Genomic DNA, 15,195 nt, shown 5'->3' with positions numbered 1-15,195 from the left:
ATTTATGAAGTCATGAATGTCATTGCCGTACCTTTCTCTTTCCCAGGCCCGGTGTCTTCACCTTGCTGCGCAGGGGCTATTGAAAAAGCCGCGCCGTAGCGCGATGCCTGGCGATGTTCTTGCCGCCATCTCACGCATGGCGTTGCTGCAAATTGATACCATCAATGTTGTCGCACGTAGCCCCTATCTGGTGCTGTTTAGCCGTCTCGGTTCGTACCCGCAGGCCTGGCTGGATGAGGCGCTGCGACGCGGCGAGTTAATGGAATACTGGGCGCATGAGGCCTGTTTCTTACCACGCCGCGACTTTAAACTTATCCGCCATCGTATGCTGTCGCCGGAAAAGATGGGCTGGAAATATCGCGCGGCATGGATGCATGAGCACGCGGAGGAAATAGAACAGCTAGTGCGGCATATTCAGGAGCACGGTCCGGTGCGATCTGCCGATTTTGAACATGCGCAGAAAGGCGTCAGCGGCTGGTGGGAATGGAAACCACATAAACGCCACCTTGAGGGTTTATTTACCGCCGGAAAAGTCATGGTTGTTGAGCGGCGTAATTTTCAACGTGTATATGATTTAACGCCCCGTGTGATGCCGCACTGGGATGATGAACGCGATGGACTGTCACAGCCGCAGGCGGAAAGCCTGATGCTGGATAATAGCGCGCGCAGTCTGGGGATTTTCCGTGAACAGTGGCTGGCGGATTACTACCGCCTGAAACGTCCTGACCTGAAGGGATGGCGGGAGAGCCGGGCGGAACAGCAGCAGATTATTCCGGTCGAGGTGGAAACGTTGGGGCGGATGTGGCTTCATGCCGATCTTCTTTCGCAGCTTGAACCGGCGCTAAATAACGCCTTAAAGGCGACCCATAGCGCAGTGCTGTCGCCTTTCGATCCTGTGGTATGGGATCGCAAGCGGGCAGCGCAGCTTTTCGGATTTAACTATCGGCTGGAATGTTATACGCCTGCGGCGAAGCGCCAGTACGGTTATTTTGTGCTGCCGCTATTATACCATGGCCGTTTAGTCGGGCGAATGGACGCCAAAATGCACCGTAAAACGGGGGTACTTGAGGTTATCTCGCTGTATCTGGAGGACGATATTCGCCCTGGCGTTAGTCTGCAAAAAGGAATCTGGCAGGCCATTAGCGCGTTTGCTGCCTGGCAACGGGCATCGCGCGTGACGCTGGGACAATGTCCGCCAGGCCTGTTTAGCGCCATGCGTCATGGCTGGGAAATAGACCCTGCACCATAACCGATTATGTTAATATTGAAGGATTCACAATCCGGTCCATCTGGAGGAACTATGGATCATCGTCTGCTTGAAATCATCGCCTGCCCGGTATGTAACGGTAAACTCTGGTATAACCAGGAACAGCAAGAATTAATTTGCAAACTGGATAATCTCGCTTTCCCGTTACGCGACGGCATTCCTGTATTGCTGGAAAATGAAGCTCGCGCCCTGACATCTGATGAGAGTAAATCATGAGTTTCGTCGTCATCATTCCGGCCCGTTTTTCATCTACCCGACTGCCAGGCAAACCATTAGTGGATATTAATGGTAAGCCCATGATTGTTCATGTCCTGGAGCGGGCGCGCGAATCTGGCGCGGAACGCATTATTGTCGCCACCGATCATGAAGACGTGGCTCGTGCGGTAGAAGCGGCTGGCGGCGAAGTGTGCATGACGCGCGCCGATCACCAGTCCGGCACCGAACGGTTGGCGGAAGTGGTAGAGAAGTGCGGATTCAGCGACGATACCGTTATTGTGAACGTTCAGGGCGATGAGCCGATGATCCCGGCGGTTATTATTCGCCAGGTCGCGGAAAATCTGGCGCAGCGCCAGGTTGGCATGGCGACGCTGGCGGTGCCGATTCACAGCGCCGAAGAAGCGTTTAACCCGAATGCGGTAAAAGTCGTGCTGGATGCTGAAGGCTATGCGCTTTACTTTTCCCGGGCGACGATTCCCTGGGATCGCGACCGCTTTGCAAAAAGTCTGGAAACGGTAGGGGATACTTGCCTGCGTCACCTGGGCATTTATGGCTATCGCGCGGGTTTTATCCGCCGTTACGTGAGCTGGCAACCCAGCCCGCTGGAACATATTGAAATGCTGGAGCAACTCCGTGTGCTGTGGTACGGCGAAAAAATTCATGTCGCCGTCGCCAAAGCGGTGCCCGGTACGGGCGTAGACACCGCCGACGACCTGGAGCGCGTACGCGCTGAAATGCGTTAACATGATCCTGTTCATGATCGCCTTAGACGGTCATGAACAGCTCGGTATGGTAGCGCAAAGATGAATACTCACGTCTGCTCACTAGTGGCAGCTTTCTCGTACCGTTACGATTTTCCTCATTTTTCTTTTCTTCCCTTGATCTGATACGGGTGACATCTGTCCATACGACGCTCATTATTAAAGCAGTAGCACTAATGGGGGTAATCTGGAATGGAACAGTTGCGGGCCGAACTCAGTCATTTGTTGGGTGAAAAACTTAGCCGTATAGAGTGCGTGAATGAGAAAGCGGATTCCGCATTGTGGTCATTATATGACAGCCAGGGCATTCCGATGCCGCTGATGGCGCGAAGTTTTACCACTCCCGGCGTTGCGCAGCAACTGGCCTGGAAAACCTCAATGCTGGCGCGTAGCGGTACGGTGAGGATGCCGGTAATCTATGGCGTATTGACGCATGAAGAGCATCCTGGTCCGGATGTGCTGCTGCTGGAACGACTGCGCGGTGTACCGGTAGAGGCGCCGGCGCGCACTCCGGAACGCTGGGAACAGCTAAAAGATCAGATTGTCGAAGGATTGTTAGCCTGGCATCGGCAGGATAGCCGCGGTTGCGTGGGCGCTGTAGACCATACTCAGGAGAATATCTGGCCTTCCTGGTATCGTCAGCGGGTGGAGGTGCTGTGGACGACGCTAAATCAGTTCAGCAATACCGGCCTGACGATGCAGGACAGACGCATTCTGTTTCGTACCAGAGAATGTCTTCCTTCGTTATTTGAAGGGTTTAACGATAACTGCGTACTGGTGCATGGCAACTTCTGCCTGCGCAGTATGCTTAAAGACGCCCGTAGCGATCAGCTTCTGGCGATGGTCGGCCCCGGGCTGATGCTGTGGGCGCCGAGAGAGTTCGAACTGTTTCGCCTGATGGATAATCCATTGGCGGAGGGATTGCTTTGGCATTATCTGCAACGCGCGCCAGTGGCGGAGTCCTTCATCTGGCGGCGTTGGCTCTATGTGCTGTGGGACGAGGTTGCGCAATTGGTCAATACCGGACGTTTTAACCGTACCAATTTTGATCTGGCGGCGAAATCATTACTCCCCTGGCTTGCCTGATATGCCTTTCAGCCATTGCCAAAGTCGCCCTAATGTTTCATACCCAGCGCGATCGCTGTGCATCAGCCAGACCGGGGACGGAATTGCCCGCTCCCAGGGATTGAGCGGCGAATCGATCGCCAACTGATTCGCCGGCGCGGGAAGCGGATTCAGCCCGGCATGCTGAAAGAAAATCATCGCACGCGGCAAATGCGAGGCGGAGGTTACCAACAGGAAAGGGGCGTCGCCGATGGCCTGCTTAACGGCGGCGGCTTCTTCTTCCGTATCTTTTGGTTTATCCAGCGTAATAATATCGCTACGCGGTACGCCCAGCGACTGCGCCACCCGCGCACCGACCTCCGCCGTGCTTACCGTATTGGTTTTTGCTACGCCGCCGGTAAAAATCAGCCTGGCTCCCGGATTCGCGCGCCACAGCCGGATGCCTTCGGCCAGCCGCGGCAAGCTGTTGTTAATTAAATTAGAGCTCGGCGCCCACTGCGGGTTCCAGGTATAACCGCCGCCGAGAACCACAATATATTCCACCTTTTGCGGACCCTGCCAGGTAGGGTAGCGGTTTTCTATCGGACGCAGCAGATGGTCAGAGACGGGTTGCAGGCTTAAAAGCAATAGCGCCAGCCAACCTACGCTGATAAATACTTTTCCGGTCTTCTGAAAGCGGCTAAACCAGAGCAGCGCCAGGCCGACGCCAATCATCAGCAACATCAGCGGAAGCGGCAATAACATACCGCCAATCACTTTCTTTAGCGTAAAAAGCATCCTTTTTGGTTCCTTTTTTAACCATATAGCGGAGGATTAACGGTGATATTACACCAGACAGGTTCATTCTGGCCGCGGCTGTGACAAAATAGCGGTTTTATCAGATAACGCCTGAGCCAGCCTGTGGAGAGTCCGATGCAGGATCGCAATTTTGATGACATTGCTGAAAAGTTTTCCCGTAACATTTACGGCACGACCAAAGGACAACTGCGGCAAGCCATTCTGTGGCAAGACCTGGATCGCGTGCTGGAGGAGATTGGCGGGCGAAAACTGCGGGTACTGGATGCCGGCGGCGGCGAAGGGCAAACGGCGATTAAGATGGCGGAACGCGGCCATCAGGTAACATTATGCGATCTGTCTGGCGAAATGATCGCCCGCGCGCGGCAGGCGGCCGAGGCAAAAGGTGTGAGCAAAGACATGCATTTTATACAATGCCCGGCTCAGGACGTCGCTTCGCATTTGGAAAGCCCGGTTGATCTGATATTGTTTCATGCTGTGCTGGAGTGGGTAGCCGATCCTGTCGGCGTATTAGAAACGCTCTGGTCAGTATTGCGCCCTGGCGGCGTGCTGTCGTTGATGTTCTATAACGCTAACGGTTTGCTGATGCACAATATGGTGGCGGGTAATTTTGACTACGTGCAGGCGGGGATGCCTAAACGCAAGAAGCGCACGCTGTCGCCTGACTACCCGCGCGACCCCGCGCAGGTGTACCAGTGGCTGGAGGCGATTGGCTGGCAGATTACCGGTAAAACCGGCGTGCGTGTGTTTCATGATTATCTGCGTGAAAAACACCAGCAGCGTGACTGTTATGAGACCCTGGTCGAACTGGAAACGCGTTATTGCCGCCAGGAGCCGTATATTAGCCTTGGGCGCTACATTCATGTCACCGCGATTAAAAGCCCGGCGCTAGCCGCAGATGCAAGGATAACCTATGAGTGAATTTTCCCAGACAGTCCCCGAACTGGTTGCCTGGGCCAGAAAAAACGACTTTTCCATCTCGCTGCCGGTAGACAGACTTTCCTTTCTGCTGGCGGTCGCCACGTTGAACGGCGAACGCCTTGACGGCGAGATGAGTGAAGGCGAGCTGGTGGATGCATTCCGCCATGTGAGTGATGCGTTTGAGCAAACCAGCGAAACCATCGGCGTGCGCGCGAACAACGCGATTAACGATATGGTGCGTCAACGTCTGCTGAACCGCTTTACCAGCGAGCAGGCTGAAGGCAATGCGATTTACCGATTAACCCCGCTCGGGATTGGCATCACCGATTACTACATTCGTCAACGCGAATTCTCTACGCTGCGTCTTTCTATGCAGTTGTCGATTGTGGCCGGCGAATTGAAGCGCGCGGCGGATGCGGCAGCGGAGGGTGGCGATGAGTTCCACTGGCATCGCAACGTTTACGCGCCATTGAAATATTCGGTGGCGGAGATTTTCGACAGTATCGATCTCACCCAGCGCATCATGGATGAACAGCAGCAGCAGGTGAAAGACGATATCGCACAACTGCTGAATAAAGACTGGCGGGCGGCGATTTCCAGCTGTGAACTGCTGCTTTCTGAAACGTCCGGTACGCTGCGCGAGTTGCAGGATACGCTGGAGGCGGCGGGCGATAAGCTGCAGGCTAACCTGCTGCGCATTCAGGATGCCACGATGATGCACGACGATCTGCATTTTGTCGACAGGCTGGTGTTTGACTTACAAAGTAAACTCGACCGCATTATCAGTTGGGGTCAGCAGTCTATTGATTTATGGATCGGCTACGATCGTCACGTGCATAAATTTATCCGTACCGCGATCGATATGGATAAAAACCGTGTCTTCGCCCAGCGGTTGCGCCAGTCCGTGCAGACTTATTTTGACGATCCCTGGGCGCTAACCTACGCGAATGCCGATCGTCTGCTGGATATGCGCGATGAAGAGATGGCGTTGCGTGACGATGAAGTCACCGGGGAGTTGCCGCCGGATCTGGAATATGAAGAGTTTAACGAGATCCGCGAGCAGTTAGCGGCCATCATTGAGGAACAGCTGGCTATCTACAAAACCAGACAAACGCCACTGGATCTTGGGCTGGTGGTGCGCGAGTATCTGGCGCAATACCCGCGCGCGCGTCATTTCGACGTGGCGCGTATTGTTATCGATCAAGCGGTACGTCTTGGCGTAGCGCAAGCAGATTTCACCGGACTGCCAGCCAAATGGCAGCCGATTAATGATTACGGAGCCAAGGTACAGGCGCATGTCATTGACAAATATTGAACAAGTGATGCCGGTTAAGCTGGCGCAGGCGCTGGCGAATCCGTTATTTCCGGCGCTGGATAGCGCATTACGTTCGGGCCGCCACATCGGGCTGGACGAACTGGATAATCATGCCTTTCTGATGGATTTTCAGGAATACCTGGAAGAGTTTTACGCGCGTTATAACGTGGAGCTGATTCGCGCGCCGGAGGGGTTCTTCTACCTGCGTCCGCGTTCTACCACGCTTATCCCGCGCTCGGTGTTATCCGAACTGGATATGATGGTCGGTAAAATTCTCTGCTACCTCTATCTTAGCCCGGAGCGTCTGGCCAACGAAGGGATCTTTACTCAGCAAGAGTTGTACGACGAGCTGCTTACCCTTGCGGACGAAGCCAAACTGCTAAAGCTGGTGAATAACCGCTCGACGGGATCTGACGTTGATCGTCAGAAACTGCAGGAAAAGGTGCGTTCTTCTTTAAACCGCCTGCGTCGTTTGGGCATGGTATGGTTTATGGGCCACGACAGTAGCAAATTCCGCATTACCGAATCGGTCTTCCGCTTTGGCGCGGATGTCCGCGCCGGCGACGATCCTCGCGAGGCGCAGCGTCGTCTCATCCGCGACGGGGAAGCGATGCCCATTGAAAACCATCTGCAACTTAATGATGAGACCGAAGAGAGTCAGCCGGACAGTGGAGAGGAAGAATAATGATTGAACGCGGTAAATTTCGCTCGCTAACGCTGATTAACTGGAACGGTTTTTTTGCCCGCACTTTTGACCTGGATGAACTGGTCACGACGTTATCCGGGGGCAACGGCGCCGGGAAATCCACGACGATGGCGGCGTTCGTCACGGCGCTGATCCCGGATCTTACATTACTGCACTTTCGTAACACCACGGAAGCCGGCGCCACCAGCGGTTCGCGCGATAAAGGTCTGCACGGTAAGCTGAAGGCGGGCGTCTGTTACTCCATGCTCGACACCATTAATTCCCGCCATCAGCGGGTGGTGGTCGGCGTGCGTCTGCAGCAGGTCGCTGGGCGCGATCGCAAAGTGGACATCAAACCGTTCGCTATTCAGGGGCTGCCGATGTCGGTACAGCCGACACAACTGGTGACGGAGACATTAAACGAACGTCAGGCGCGCGTACTGTCGCTTGCTGAGCTGAAAGACAAGCTTGACGAGATGGAAGGCGTGCAGTTTAAGCAGTTTAACTCCATCACCGATTATCATTCGCTGATGTTTGACTTAGGGATTATCGCCCGTCGTCTGCGCTCCGCTTCCGATCGTAGTAAATTCTATCGTTTGATAGAGGCCTCGCTGTACGGCGGGATCTCCAGCGCCATTACCCGATCGCTACGCGATTATTTATTGCCGGAAAACAGCGGCGTGCGCAAGGCATTCCAGGATATGGAAGCGGCGCTGCGCGAGAACCGACTCACGCTGGAAGCGATTCGTGTTACCCAATCCGATCGCGATCTGTTTAAGCATTTGATCAGCGAAGCCACCGATTATGTGGCGGCAGATTATATGCGCCACGCCAATGAGCGTCGGGTTCACCTTGATCAGGCGTTGGCGTTTCGACGCGAACTGTACACATCGCGCAAGCAGCTGGCGGCGGAGCAGTACAAGCACGTCGATATGGCCCGTGAGTTGGGCGAACATAACGGTGCCGAAGGTTCTCTTGAGGCGGATTACCAGGCGGCGAGCGATCACCTGAATCTGGTGCAAACCGCGCTGCGTCAGCAGGAAAAAATTGAACGCTACGAAGCGGATCTTGAAGAGCTGCAGATTCGACTCGAAGAGCAAAACGAAGTGGTGGCGGAAGCCGCCGAAATGCAGGACGAAAATGAAGCGCGTGCCGAAGCCGCCGAGCTGGAAGTCGATGAACTCAAAAGCCAGCTTGCGGATTACCAGCAGGCGCTGGATGTACAGCAAACGCGCGCGATTCAGTATAACCAGGCGATATCAGCGCTCGCCCGCGCTAAAGAACTTTGCCATCTGCCGGATCTAACGCCGGAAAGCGCCGCCGAATGGCTGGATACTTTCCAGGCAAAAGAGCAGGAAGCTACGGAAAAACTGCTGTCGTTGGAACAAAAAATGAGCGTGGCGCAAACCGCGCACAGCCAGTTTGAGCAGGCTTACCAGCTAGTAGCGGCGATCAACGGCCCGCTGGCGCGTAGCGAAGCCTGGGATGTGGCGCGCGAGCTGTTACGGGACGGCGTGAACCAGCGTCATCTGGCGGAACAGGTACAGCCGTTGCGGATGCGCCTGAGCGAACTGGAACAGCGGCTGCGCGAGCAGCAAGAGGCGGAACGTCTGCTGGCTGAGTTCTGTAAGCGACAGGGCAAAAATTTTGATATTGACGAACTGGAAGCGCTGCATCAGGAGCTGGAAGCCCGCATAGCGTCCTTGTCTGATAGCGTGTCGTCAGCCAGCGAACAGCGTATGGCCTTGCGTCAGGAGCAGGAGCAGCTTCAGTCGCGTATTCAACATCTGATGCAACGCGCTCCTGTCTGGCTGGCGGCGCAGAATAGCCTGAACCAGCTTAGCGAACAGTGCGGCGAGGAGTTTACGTCCAGCCAGGAAGTGACCGAATACCTGCAACAGCTACTGGAGCGTGAGCGCGAAGCCATTGTCGAACGCGACGAAGTGGGCGCGCGTAAAAATGCGGTTGATGAAGAGATCGAACGTTTAAGCCAGCCGGGCGGCGCGGAAGACCAGCGTTTGAATGCGCTGGCGGAGCGTTTTGGCGGGGTACTGCTGTCGGAAATCTACGACGATGTCAGTCTTGAAGATGCGCCGTACTTTTCCGCACTGTATGGCCCGTCGCGCCATGCGATCGTCGTACCGGATTTATCGCAAATAGCCGAACAGCTTGAAGGTCTGACCGACTGCCCGGAAGATCTGTACCTGATCGAAGGCGATCCGCAGTCTTTTGATGACAGCGTATTCAGCGTTGACGAGCTGGAAAAGGCGGTGGTCGTGAAAATTGCCGACCGTCAGTGGCGTTATTCGCGTTTCCCGTCGCTGCCTATTTTTGGCCGTGCGGCGCGCGAGAACCGTATTGAAAGTCTCCATGCGGAACGGGAAGTGCTTTCCGAGCGCTTTGCCACGCTCTCGTTTGACGTGCAGAAAACCCAGCGTTTGCACCAGGCGTTCAGCCGTTTTATCGGTAGCCACCTTTCTGTTGCCTTTGAGGACGATCCGGAAGCGGAAATTCGCCGACTGAACGGGCGTCGCGTCGAGCTGGAGCGCGCGCTGGCGACGCATGAAAGCGACAACCAGCAGCAGCGCCTTCAGTTTGAGCAGGCCAAAGAGGGCGTTTCCGCGCTTAACCGTTTGCTGCCGCGGCTGAATTTATTGGCCGATGAAACGCTGGCCGATCGGGTCGATGAAATTCAGGAGCGGTTGGATGAGGCGCAGGAAGCGGCGCGATTTGTGCAGCAATATGGAAACCAGTTAGCCAAACTGGAGCCAGTAGTTTCCGTTCTGCAAAGCGATCCGGAACAGTTTGAGCAATTAAAAGAAGACTATGCATGGTCGCAGCAAATGCAGCGCGACGCGCGCCAGCAGGCTTTTGCTCTGGCTGAAGTTGTCGAACGTCGGGCGCATTTCAGCTATTCCGACTCGGCGGAAATGCTGAGCGGCAACAGCGATCTCAACGAAAAGCTGCGCCAGCGGCTGGAGCAGGCGGAAGCCGAGCGTACCCGCGCCCGCGAAGCGCTGCGCAGCCATGCCGCGCAGTTAAGTCAGTACAGCCAGGTTCTGGCCTCGCTAAAAAGCTCTTACGACACGAAAAAAGAGCTGCTTAACGATTTGCAGCGCGAATTACAGGATATTGGCGTTCGCGCCGACAGCGGGGCGGAAGAGCGCGCCCGCCAGCGTCGGGATGAACTGCACGCTCAGTTGAGCAATAACCGTTCGCGTCGCAATCAGCTTGAGAAAGCGCTCACCTTCTGCGAAGCGGAGATGGAGAACCTGACCCGTAAGCTGCGCAAGCTGGAGCGTGATTATCATGAAATGCGCGAGCAGGTCGTGACCGCGAAAGCTGGCTGGTGCGCAGTCATGCGGATGGTGAAAGACAATGGCGTGGAACGCCGTCTGCACCGTCGTGAGCTGGCTTATCTGTCGGCGGATGAACTGCGCTCCATGTCGGATAAGGCGTTGGGCGCGCTGCGCCTGGCCGTCGCGGATAACGAACATCTGCGCGACGTATTGCGTCTGTCGGAAGATCCGAAACGCCCGGAACGTAAAATCCAGTTCTTTGTGGCCGTTTACCAGCATCTGCGCGAACGTATTCGTCAGGATATTATTCGTACCGACGATCCGGTTGAAGCCATTGAACAAATGGAGATTGAACTGAGCCGTCTGACGGAAGAGCTGACATCGCGTGAGCAAAAGCTGGCGATCAGTTCCCGCAGCGTGGCAAACATTATCCGCAAAACTATCCAGCGTGAGCAGAACCGTATCCGTATGCTGAACCAGGGTTTGCAAAGCGTCTCGTTTGGCCAGGTGAATAGCGTGCGGTTAAACGTCAACGTGCGTGAAACGCATGCCACCTTGCTGGATGTGCTTTCAGAACAGCAGGAGCAGCATCAGGATCTGTTTAACAGCAATCGTCTGACCTTCTCCGAAGCGCTGGCGAAACTGTACCAGCGCCTGAATCCGCAGATCGATATGGGGCAACGCACGCCGCAGACCATCGGCGAGGAGCTGCTGGACTACCGTAACTATCTGGAAATGGAAGTTGAAGTTAACCGTGGGTCCGACGGCTGGCTGCGTGCGGAATCCGGCGCGCTATCAACGGGGGAAGCTATCGGGACCGGGATGTCAATTCTGGTGATGGTGGTGCAAAGCTGGGAAGACGAAGCGCGCAGACTGCGCGGGAAAGATATTTCGCCATGTCGCCTGCTGTTCCTCGATGAAGCGGCGCGTCTGGATGCGCGCTCTATCGCCACGCTGTTTGAACTATGCGAACGTTTGCAGATGCAGCTCATCATCGCCGCGCCGGAAAACATCAGTCCGGAGAAGGGCACGACGTATAAACTGGTGCGTAAAGTGTTTCAGAATACTGAGCATGTTCATGTTGTCGGGCTGCGTGGCTTTGCGCCGCAGCTTCCGGAAACGCTTCCCGGTACGCAAACGGAAGATACGCCTTCAGAAGCGAGTTAAATACGGCAGAAACGATGACGTGCCTGATGGCGCCTCGTTTATCAGGCAAGGCCGGATAAGTCGGTTACGCCGCCATCCGGCACAACAAGTTCTGCTTTATCATTAGCCTGGGGCGGCGAAAGCCGCCTTTTTCTTTATCTGAAAAATCTCTCCGGGTAGTGCATTTTCTTTAAACTTCTTTACATTAGGTTAGGCAAAAACGTAACGAACTTTATATACTGGAGTTAAGCCTGACGAGTGAGCAGGCTGACTCGTCATACTAAACAAAAGCATTGGTTGCGGTTGACCCGCGCTGCGGGCAGCACAGTCATGCGGAGTATGATAACGAAAACAGGGGGCAAGGGATGTTGCTTAACAAGATGTGTGGTCGTTGTCTGTCGGCAATCAGTTTATGCCTGGCCGTAACATTCGCTCCACTGTTCAATGCGCAGGCCGATGAGCCTGAAATGATACCTGGCGATAGCGCCGTTGCCGCGCCGGATCTGGCTGGGCCGCAGAAGCAATCAGCCGCGACGGCGATTATGGCCGGGATTCAGCCGCTGCCGGAGGGCGTTTCAGCCGAGAAAGTCCGGGCTGATTTACAGTCGCAGCTTCCTTCCGGCTATACGCCGGTCTATATGAGCCAGCTGACATTGCTGTATGCCGCGCGCGACATGAAGCCCATGTGGGATAATCGCGATGCGGTGAAAGTCTTCCAGCAACAGTTGGCGGAGGTGGCGATTGCCGGATTCCAGCCGCAGTTTACCGCCTGGGTGGCATTGTTGACCGATCCCGCCGTAAACGGTATGGCGCGCGATGTTGTGTTGTCAGACGCCATGATGGGCTATCTCCATTTCATTGCGAATATCCCCGTCAAAGGCCAGCGCTGGTTATATAGCAACAAACCTTACGCATTGGCGACGCCGCCAGTCTCGGTGATTAACCAGTGGCAAATCGCGCTGGAAGAGGGCCAGTTGCCGATGTTTGTCGCCAGCCTGGCGCCGCAGCATCCACAGTATGCGCCCATGCATGACGCGCTACTGAAGCTGGTGGCGGACTCTCGCCCGTGGCCGCAGTTGGCCAATACCGCGACGCTGCGCCCGGGGCAATGGAGTAACGATGTGCCTGCGCTGCGCGAAATATTACAGCGTACGGGGATGCTGGATGGCGGTCCAAAGATAGCCTTACCCGGCGATAACACTGCTGATAGCGCCGTCGTCAGCCCCTCCGCCGCGGTAGTCGAAACATCGGTGGCGCAGCCGGTCGACGAACCAACGGCCCGCCGTAGCAAGTCGGCTCCGGCGGCACGCGCCTACGATCGTGAACTGGTCGAGGCGGTAAAGCGTTTTCAGGCATGGCAAGGGCTGGGGGCGGATGGCGTTATTGGCCCGGCGACGCGTAACTGGCTTAATATGACCCCCGCGCAACGCGCAGGCGTACTGGCACTGAATATCCAACGTTTACGCCTGCTGCCGGCGGAACTCTCTACCGGTATTATGGTAAACATTCCCGCTTATTCGCTGGTCTACTATCAGAATGGCAACCAGGTGCTGGCTTCAAGGGTGATCGTCGGGCGTCCCGATCGTAAAACGCCGATGATGAGCAGCGCGCTGAATAATGTGGTGGTGAACCCGCCGTGGAACGTTCCGCCCACGCTTGCGCGTAAAGACATTTTACCGAAGGTGTGGAATGACCCAGGCTATCTGGAGCGCCATGGCTACACCGTGATGCGCGGCTGGAACAGCAAAGAAGCGATCGATCCGTGGCAGGTTGACTGGGCCACCATTACGCCATCGAATCTTCCGTTCCGTTTCCAGCAGGCGCCAGGCGCGCACAATTCGCTGGGGCGTTATAAATTTAATATGCCGAGTTCAGATGCTATCTATCTGCACGATACGCCTAACCATACTCTCTTTCAGCGTGACGCCAGGGCGTTAAGTTCTGGCTGCGTGCGGGTCAATAAGGCCTCTGAGCTGGCGAATATGCTCTTGCAGGATGCTGGCTGGAACGATGCGCGGATCTCAGGCGCCCTGAAGCAAGGCGACACGCGGTATGTCAATATCCGGCAGAACATTCCAGTAAATCTTTACTATCTGACCGCATTTGTCGGCGCAGATGGACGTATGCAATATCGTACAGATATTTACAATTACGATCTCACAGCGCGATCCAGCGCACAAATTGTGCCAAAGGTTGAACAATTAATCAGGTAAATGAAGAAGTTCTGGTAAATATGTTGTCCTAATGTTTGGCTTCAACGGGGCGTTTCGCTGTAGACCCCCGTTGTGGCTGGGGGAGGGCCATCTTGACGCGGGCTTTATCGGCAGTTAAGGTGCCTTTCGTGCGCCAGAAGTGCATATACAACAACCTTTAAGTCGACCGGGCCGTTCAGAAGTCTGTGCCAGCCGGTATCATGTCTGCTTAAAGGTAGAAGTGTATTAACGATAACATTGACCTGTAGACCTGATTATCATGGACAAATTTGACGCTAATCGCCGCAAGCTGCTGGCGCTTGGTGGTGTCGCTCTCGGCGCCGCCATCCTGCCCGCGCCAGCGTTTGCCACACTCTCGACCCCACGCCCGCGCATTTTGACGTTAAACAATCTCCATACCGGAGAGTCAATCAAGGCGGAGTTTTTCGATGGAAGAGCCTACATTCAGGATGAATTAGCAAAGTTAAACCATTTTTTCCGTGATTATCGCGCGAATAAAGTCCGATCAATCGATCCCCGCCTGTTTGACCAACTTTACCGACTTCAGGGGCTGTTAGGGACGCGTAAACCTGTGCAGCTCATCTCAGGCTACCGTTCTCTTGATACCAATAATGAATTACGCGCCCGTAGCAGCGGCGTAGCGAAAAAAAGCTACCATACAAAAGGGCAGGCGATGGATTTTCATATTGAGGGCGTGGCACTGAGCAATATTCGCAAAGCGGCGTTATCTATGCGCGCAGGTGGTGTAGGATATTACCCACGTAGTAACTTTGTGCATATTGATACCGGGCCGGCGCGGCACTGGTAATCAGCGAGGCTTAATCAAAGGAGCAGTATGAACTATCGTATTATTCCGGTCACCGCGTTCTCCCAGAACTGTTCATTAATCTGGTGCGAACAAACCCGGCTGGCGGCGCTGGTCGATCCGGGCGGCGACGCGGAAAAAATTAAACAGGAAGTGGACGCCAGCGGCGTGACGTTGATGCAAATTTTACTCACGCATGGGCATCTCGATCATGTCGGCGCGGCGAGTGAACTGGCGCAGCATTACGGCGTTCCTGTTATCGGTCCGGAAAAAGAAGATGAGTTCTGGCTGCAAGGACTGCCGGCGCAAAGCCGCATGTTTGGTCTGGATGAGTGTCAGCCGCTGACGCCTGATCGCTGGCTGAACGACGGCGATCGCGTCAGCGTGGGGAATGTGACGTTACAGGTGTTACATTGTCCGGGACACACGCCGGGACACGTGGTTTTCTTTGATGAACAGTCGCAACTGCTGATCTCCGGCGATGTGATTTTCAAAGGTGGCGTCGGGCGCAGCGATTTTCCTCGCGGCGATCACACCCAGTTGATTGACGCCATTAAGCGTAAATTATTGCCGCTTGGCGATGATGTGACCTTTATTCCTGGCCACGGCCCGCTCTCTACGCTCGGGTACGAGCGTCTGCATAATCCCTTCCTGCAAGATGAGATGCCGGTCTGGTAAGCAGAATGAAAAAGCCTGCAATGTGCAGG

General features: G+C 55.1%; 12 protein-coding genes. 11 read left to right on the top strand and 1 reads right to left on the bottom strand.

The features are described 5' to 3' along the window. Nucleotides 1–16: 16 nt before the first annotated feature. From ACLJNW_RS06560 to ACLJNW_RS06545, 4 genes are all read left to right on the top strand, one after another. Complete coding sequence (locus tag ACLJNW_RS06560; protein WP_024154820.1) at nt 17–1,249, top strand: winged helix-turn-helix domain-containing protein; 1,233 nt, start codon at nt 17–19, stop codon at nt 1,247–1,249. A 51-nt stretch (nt 1,250–1,300) separates the two neighbouring features. Next, entirely contained in the window at nt 1,301–1,483 is a 183-nt protein-coding gene (ycaR, locus tag ACLJNW_RS06555; RefSeq protein ID WP_000350061.1) for a protein YcaR, read from the top strand. After that, a complete protein-coding gene (kdsB, locus tag ACLJNW_RS06550) occupies nt 1,480–2,226 on the top strand; it encodes a 3-deoxy-manno-octulosonate cytidylyltransferase (RefSeq protein ID WP_000011576.1) in 747 nt (248 codons plus the stop codon). The genes ycaR and kdsB overlap by 4 nt, the downstream gene beginning before the upstream one ends. A 210-nt stretch (nt 2,227–2,436) precedes the next feature. Next, nucleotides 2,437–3,330: a YcbJ family phosphotransferase gene (locus ACLJNW_RS06545; RefSeq protein WP_000436889.1), complete on the top strand. Its 894-nt coding sequence runs from the start codon at nt 2,437–2,439 to the stop codon at nt 3,328–3,330. On the opposite strand, the gene elyC is transcribed toward ACLJNW_RS06545, so the two are convergent. After that, nucleotides 3,310–4,086, bottom strand: coding sequence for an envelope biogenesis factor ElyC (gene elyC / locus ACLJNW_RS06540; RefSeq protein ID WP_000899563.1), 777 nt, complete (start codon nt 4,084–4,086; stop codon nt 3,310–3,312). The genes ACLJNW_RS06545 and elyC overlap by 21 nt on opposite strands. A 135-nt stretch (nt 4,087–4,221) precedes the next feature. Between elyC and cmoM the strand changes: the two genes are divergently transcribed. The 7 genes from cmoM (at nt 4,222) to ACLJNW_RS06505 (ending at nt 15,166) form a co-directional block, all read left to right on the top strand. Next, nucleotides 4,222–5,025, top strand: coding sequence for a tRNA uridine 5-oxyacetic acid(34) methyltransferase CmoM (cmoM, locus tag ACLJNW_RS06535; protein ID WP_001154028.1), 804 nt, complete (start codon nt 4,222–4,224; stop codon nt 5,023–5,025). Continuing rightward, nucleotides 5,018–6,340 (top strand): chromosome partition protein MukF, encoded by a 1,323-nt coding sequence (gene mukF / locus ACLJNW_RS06530; protein WP_023204240.1) that lies wholly within the window; start codon nt 5,018–5,020, stop codon nt 6,338–6,340. Before cmoM ends, mukF begins: the two co-directional genes overlap by 8 nt. Next, complete coding sequence (mukE, locus tag ACLJNW_RS06525) at nt 6,321–7,025, top strand: chromosome partition protein MukE (RefSeq protein ID WP_000060025.1); 705 nt, start codon at nt 6,321–6,323, stop codon at nt 7,023–7,025. Before mukF ends, mukE begins: the two co-directional genes overlap by 20 nt. Continuing rightward, complete coding sequence (gene mukB, locus ACLJNW_RS06520; protein WP_000572738.1) at nt 7,025–11,491, top strand: chromosome partition protein MukB; 4,467 nt, start codon at nt 7,025–7,027, stop codon at nt 11,489–11,491. Before mukE ends, mukB begins: the two co-directional genes overlap by 1 nt. 344 nt (nt 11,492–11,835) lie before the next feature. Further along, nucleotides 11,836–13,683: a L,D-transpeptidase gene (gene ldtD / locus ACLJNW_RS06515; protein ID WP_023204241.1), complete on the top strand. Its 1,848-nt coding sequence runs from the start codon at nt 11,836–11,838 to the stop codon at nt 13,681–13,683. 259 nt (nt 13,684–13,942) lie between these two features. Beyond that, a complete protein-coding gene (locus tag ACLJNW_RS06510; protein WP_000357052.1) occupies nt 13,943–14,491 on the top strand; it encodes a YcbK family protein in 549 nt (182 codons plus the stop codon). A 27-nt stretch (nt 14,492–14,518) separates the two neighbouring features. Beyond that, complete coding sequence (locus ACLJNW_RS06505; RefSeq protein ID WP_001109471.1) at nt 14,519–15,166, top strand: MBL fold metallo-hydrolase; 648 nt, start codon at nt 14,519–14,521, stop codon at nt 15,164–15,166. The last annotated feature ends 29 nt before the right edge of the window (nt 15,167–15,195 follow it).

The organism is Salmonella sp. SAL4457 (assembly GCF_046548235.1).
GTDB lineage: Bacteria > Pseudomonadota > Gammaproteobacteria > Enterobacterales > Enterobacteriaceae > Salmonella > Salmonella enterica.
This window is presented reverse-complemented; position numbering and strand designations above follow the sequence as displayed.

Excerpts from the sequence above, each read along its gene's own strand:
- ACLJNW_RS06560 (WP_024154820.1), top strand. The coding sequence starts at position 17 with ATGTCATTGCCGTACCTTTCTCTTTCCCAGGCCCGGTGTCTTCACCTT.
- elyC (WP_000899563.1), bottom strand. The coding sequence starts at position 4,086 with ATGCTTTTTACGCTAAAGAAAGTGATTGGCGGTATGTTATTGCCGCTT.
- ACLJNW_RS06545 (WP_000436889.1), top strand. The coding sequence starts at position 2,437 with ATGGAACAGTTGCGGGCCGAACTCAGTCATTTGTTGGGTGAAAAACTT.
- kdsB (WP_000011576.1), top strand. The coding sequence starts at position 1,480 with ATGAGTTTCGTCGTCATCATTCCGGCCCGTTTTTCATCTACCCGACTG.
- ycaR (WP_000350061.1), top strand. The coding sequence starts at position 1,301 with ATGGATCATCGTCTGCTTGAAATCATCGCCTGCCCGGTATGTAACGGT.
- mukE (WP_000060025.1), top strand. The coding sequence starts at position 6,321 with ATGTCATTGACAAATATTGAACAAGTGATGCCGGTTAAGCTGGCGCAG.
- ACLJNW_RS06505 (WP_001109471.1), top strand. The coding sequence starts at position 14,519 with ATGAACTATCGTATTATTCCGGTCACCGCGTTCTCCCAGAACTGTTCA.
- cmoM (WP_001154028.1), top strand. The coding sequence starts at position 4,222 with ATGCAGGATCGCAATTTTGATGACATTGCTGAAAAGTTTTCCCGTAAC.
- mukF (WP_023204240.1), top strand. The coding sequence starts at position 5,018 with ATGAGTGAATTTTCCCAGACAGTCCCCGAACTGGTTGCCTGGGCCAGA.
- ACLJNW_RS06510 (WP_000357052.1), top strand. The coding sequence starts at position 13,943 with ATGGACAAATTTGACGCTAATCGCCGCAAGCTGCTGGCGCTTGGTGGT.
- mukB (WP_000572738.1), top strand. The coding sequence starts at position 7,025 with ATGATTGAACGCGGTAAATTTCGCTCGCTAACGCTGATTAACTGGAAC.
- ldtD (WP_023204241.1), top strand. The coding sequence starts at position 11,836 with ATGTTGCTTAACAAGATGTGTGGTCGTTGTCTGTCGGCAATCAGTTTA.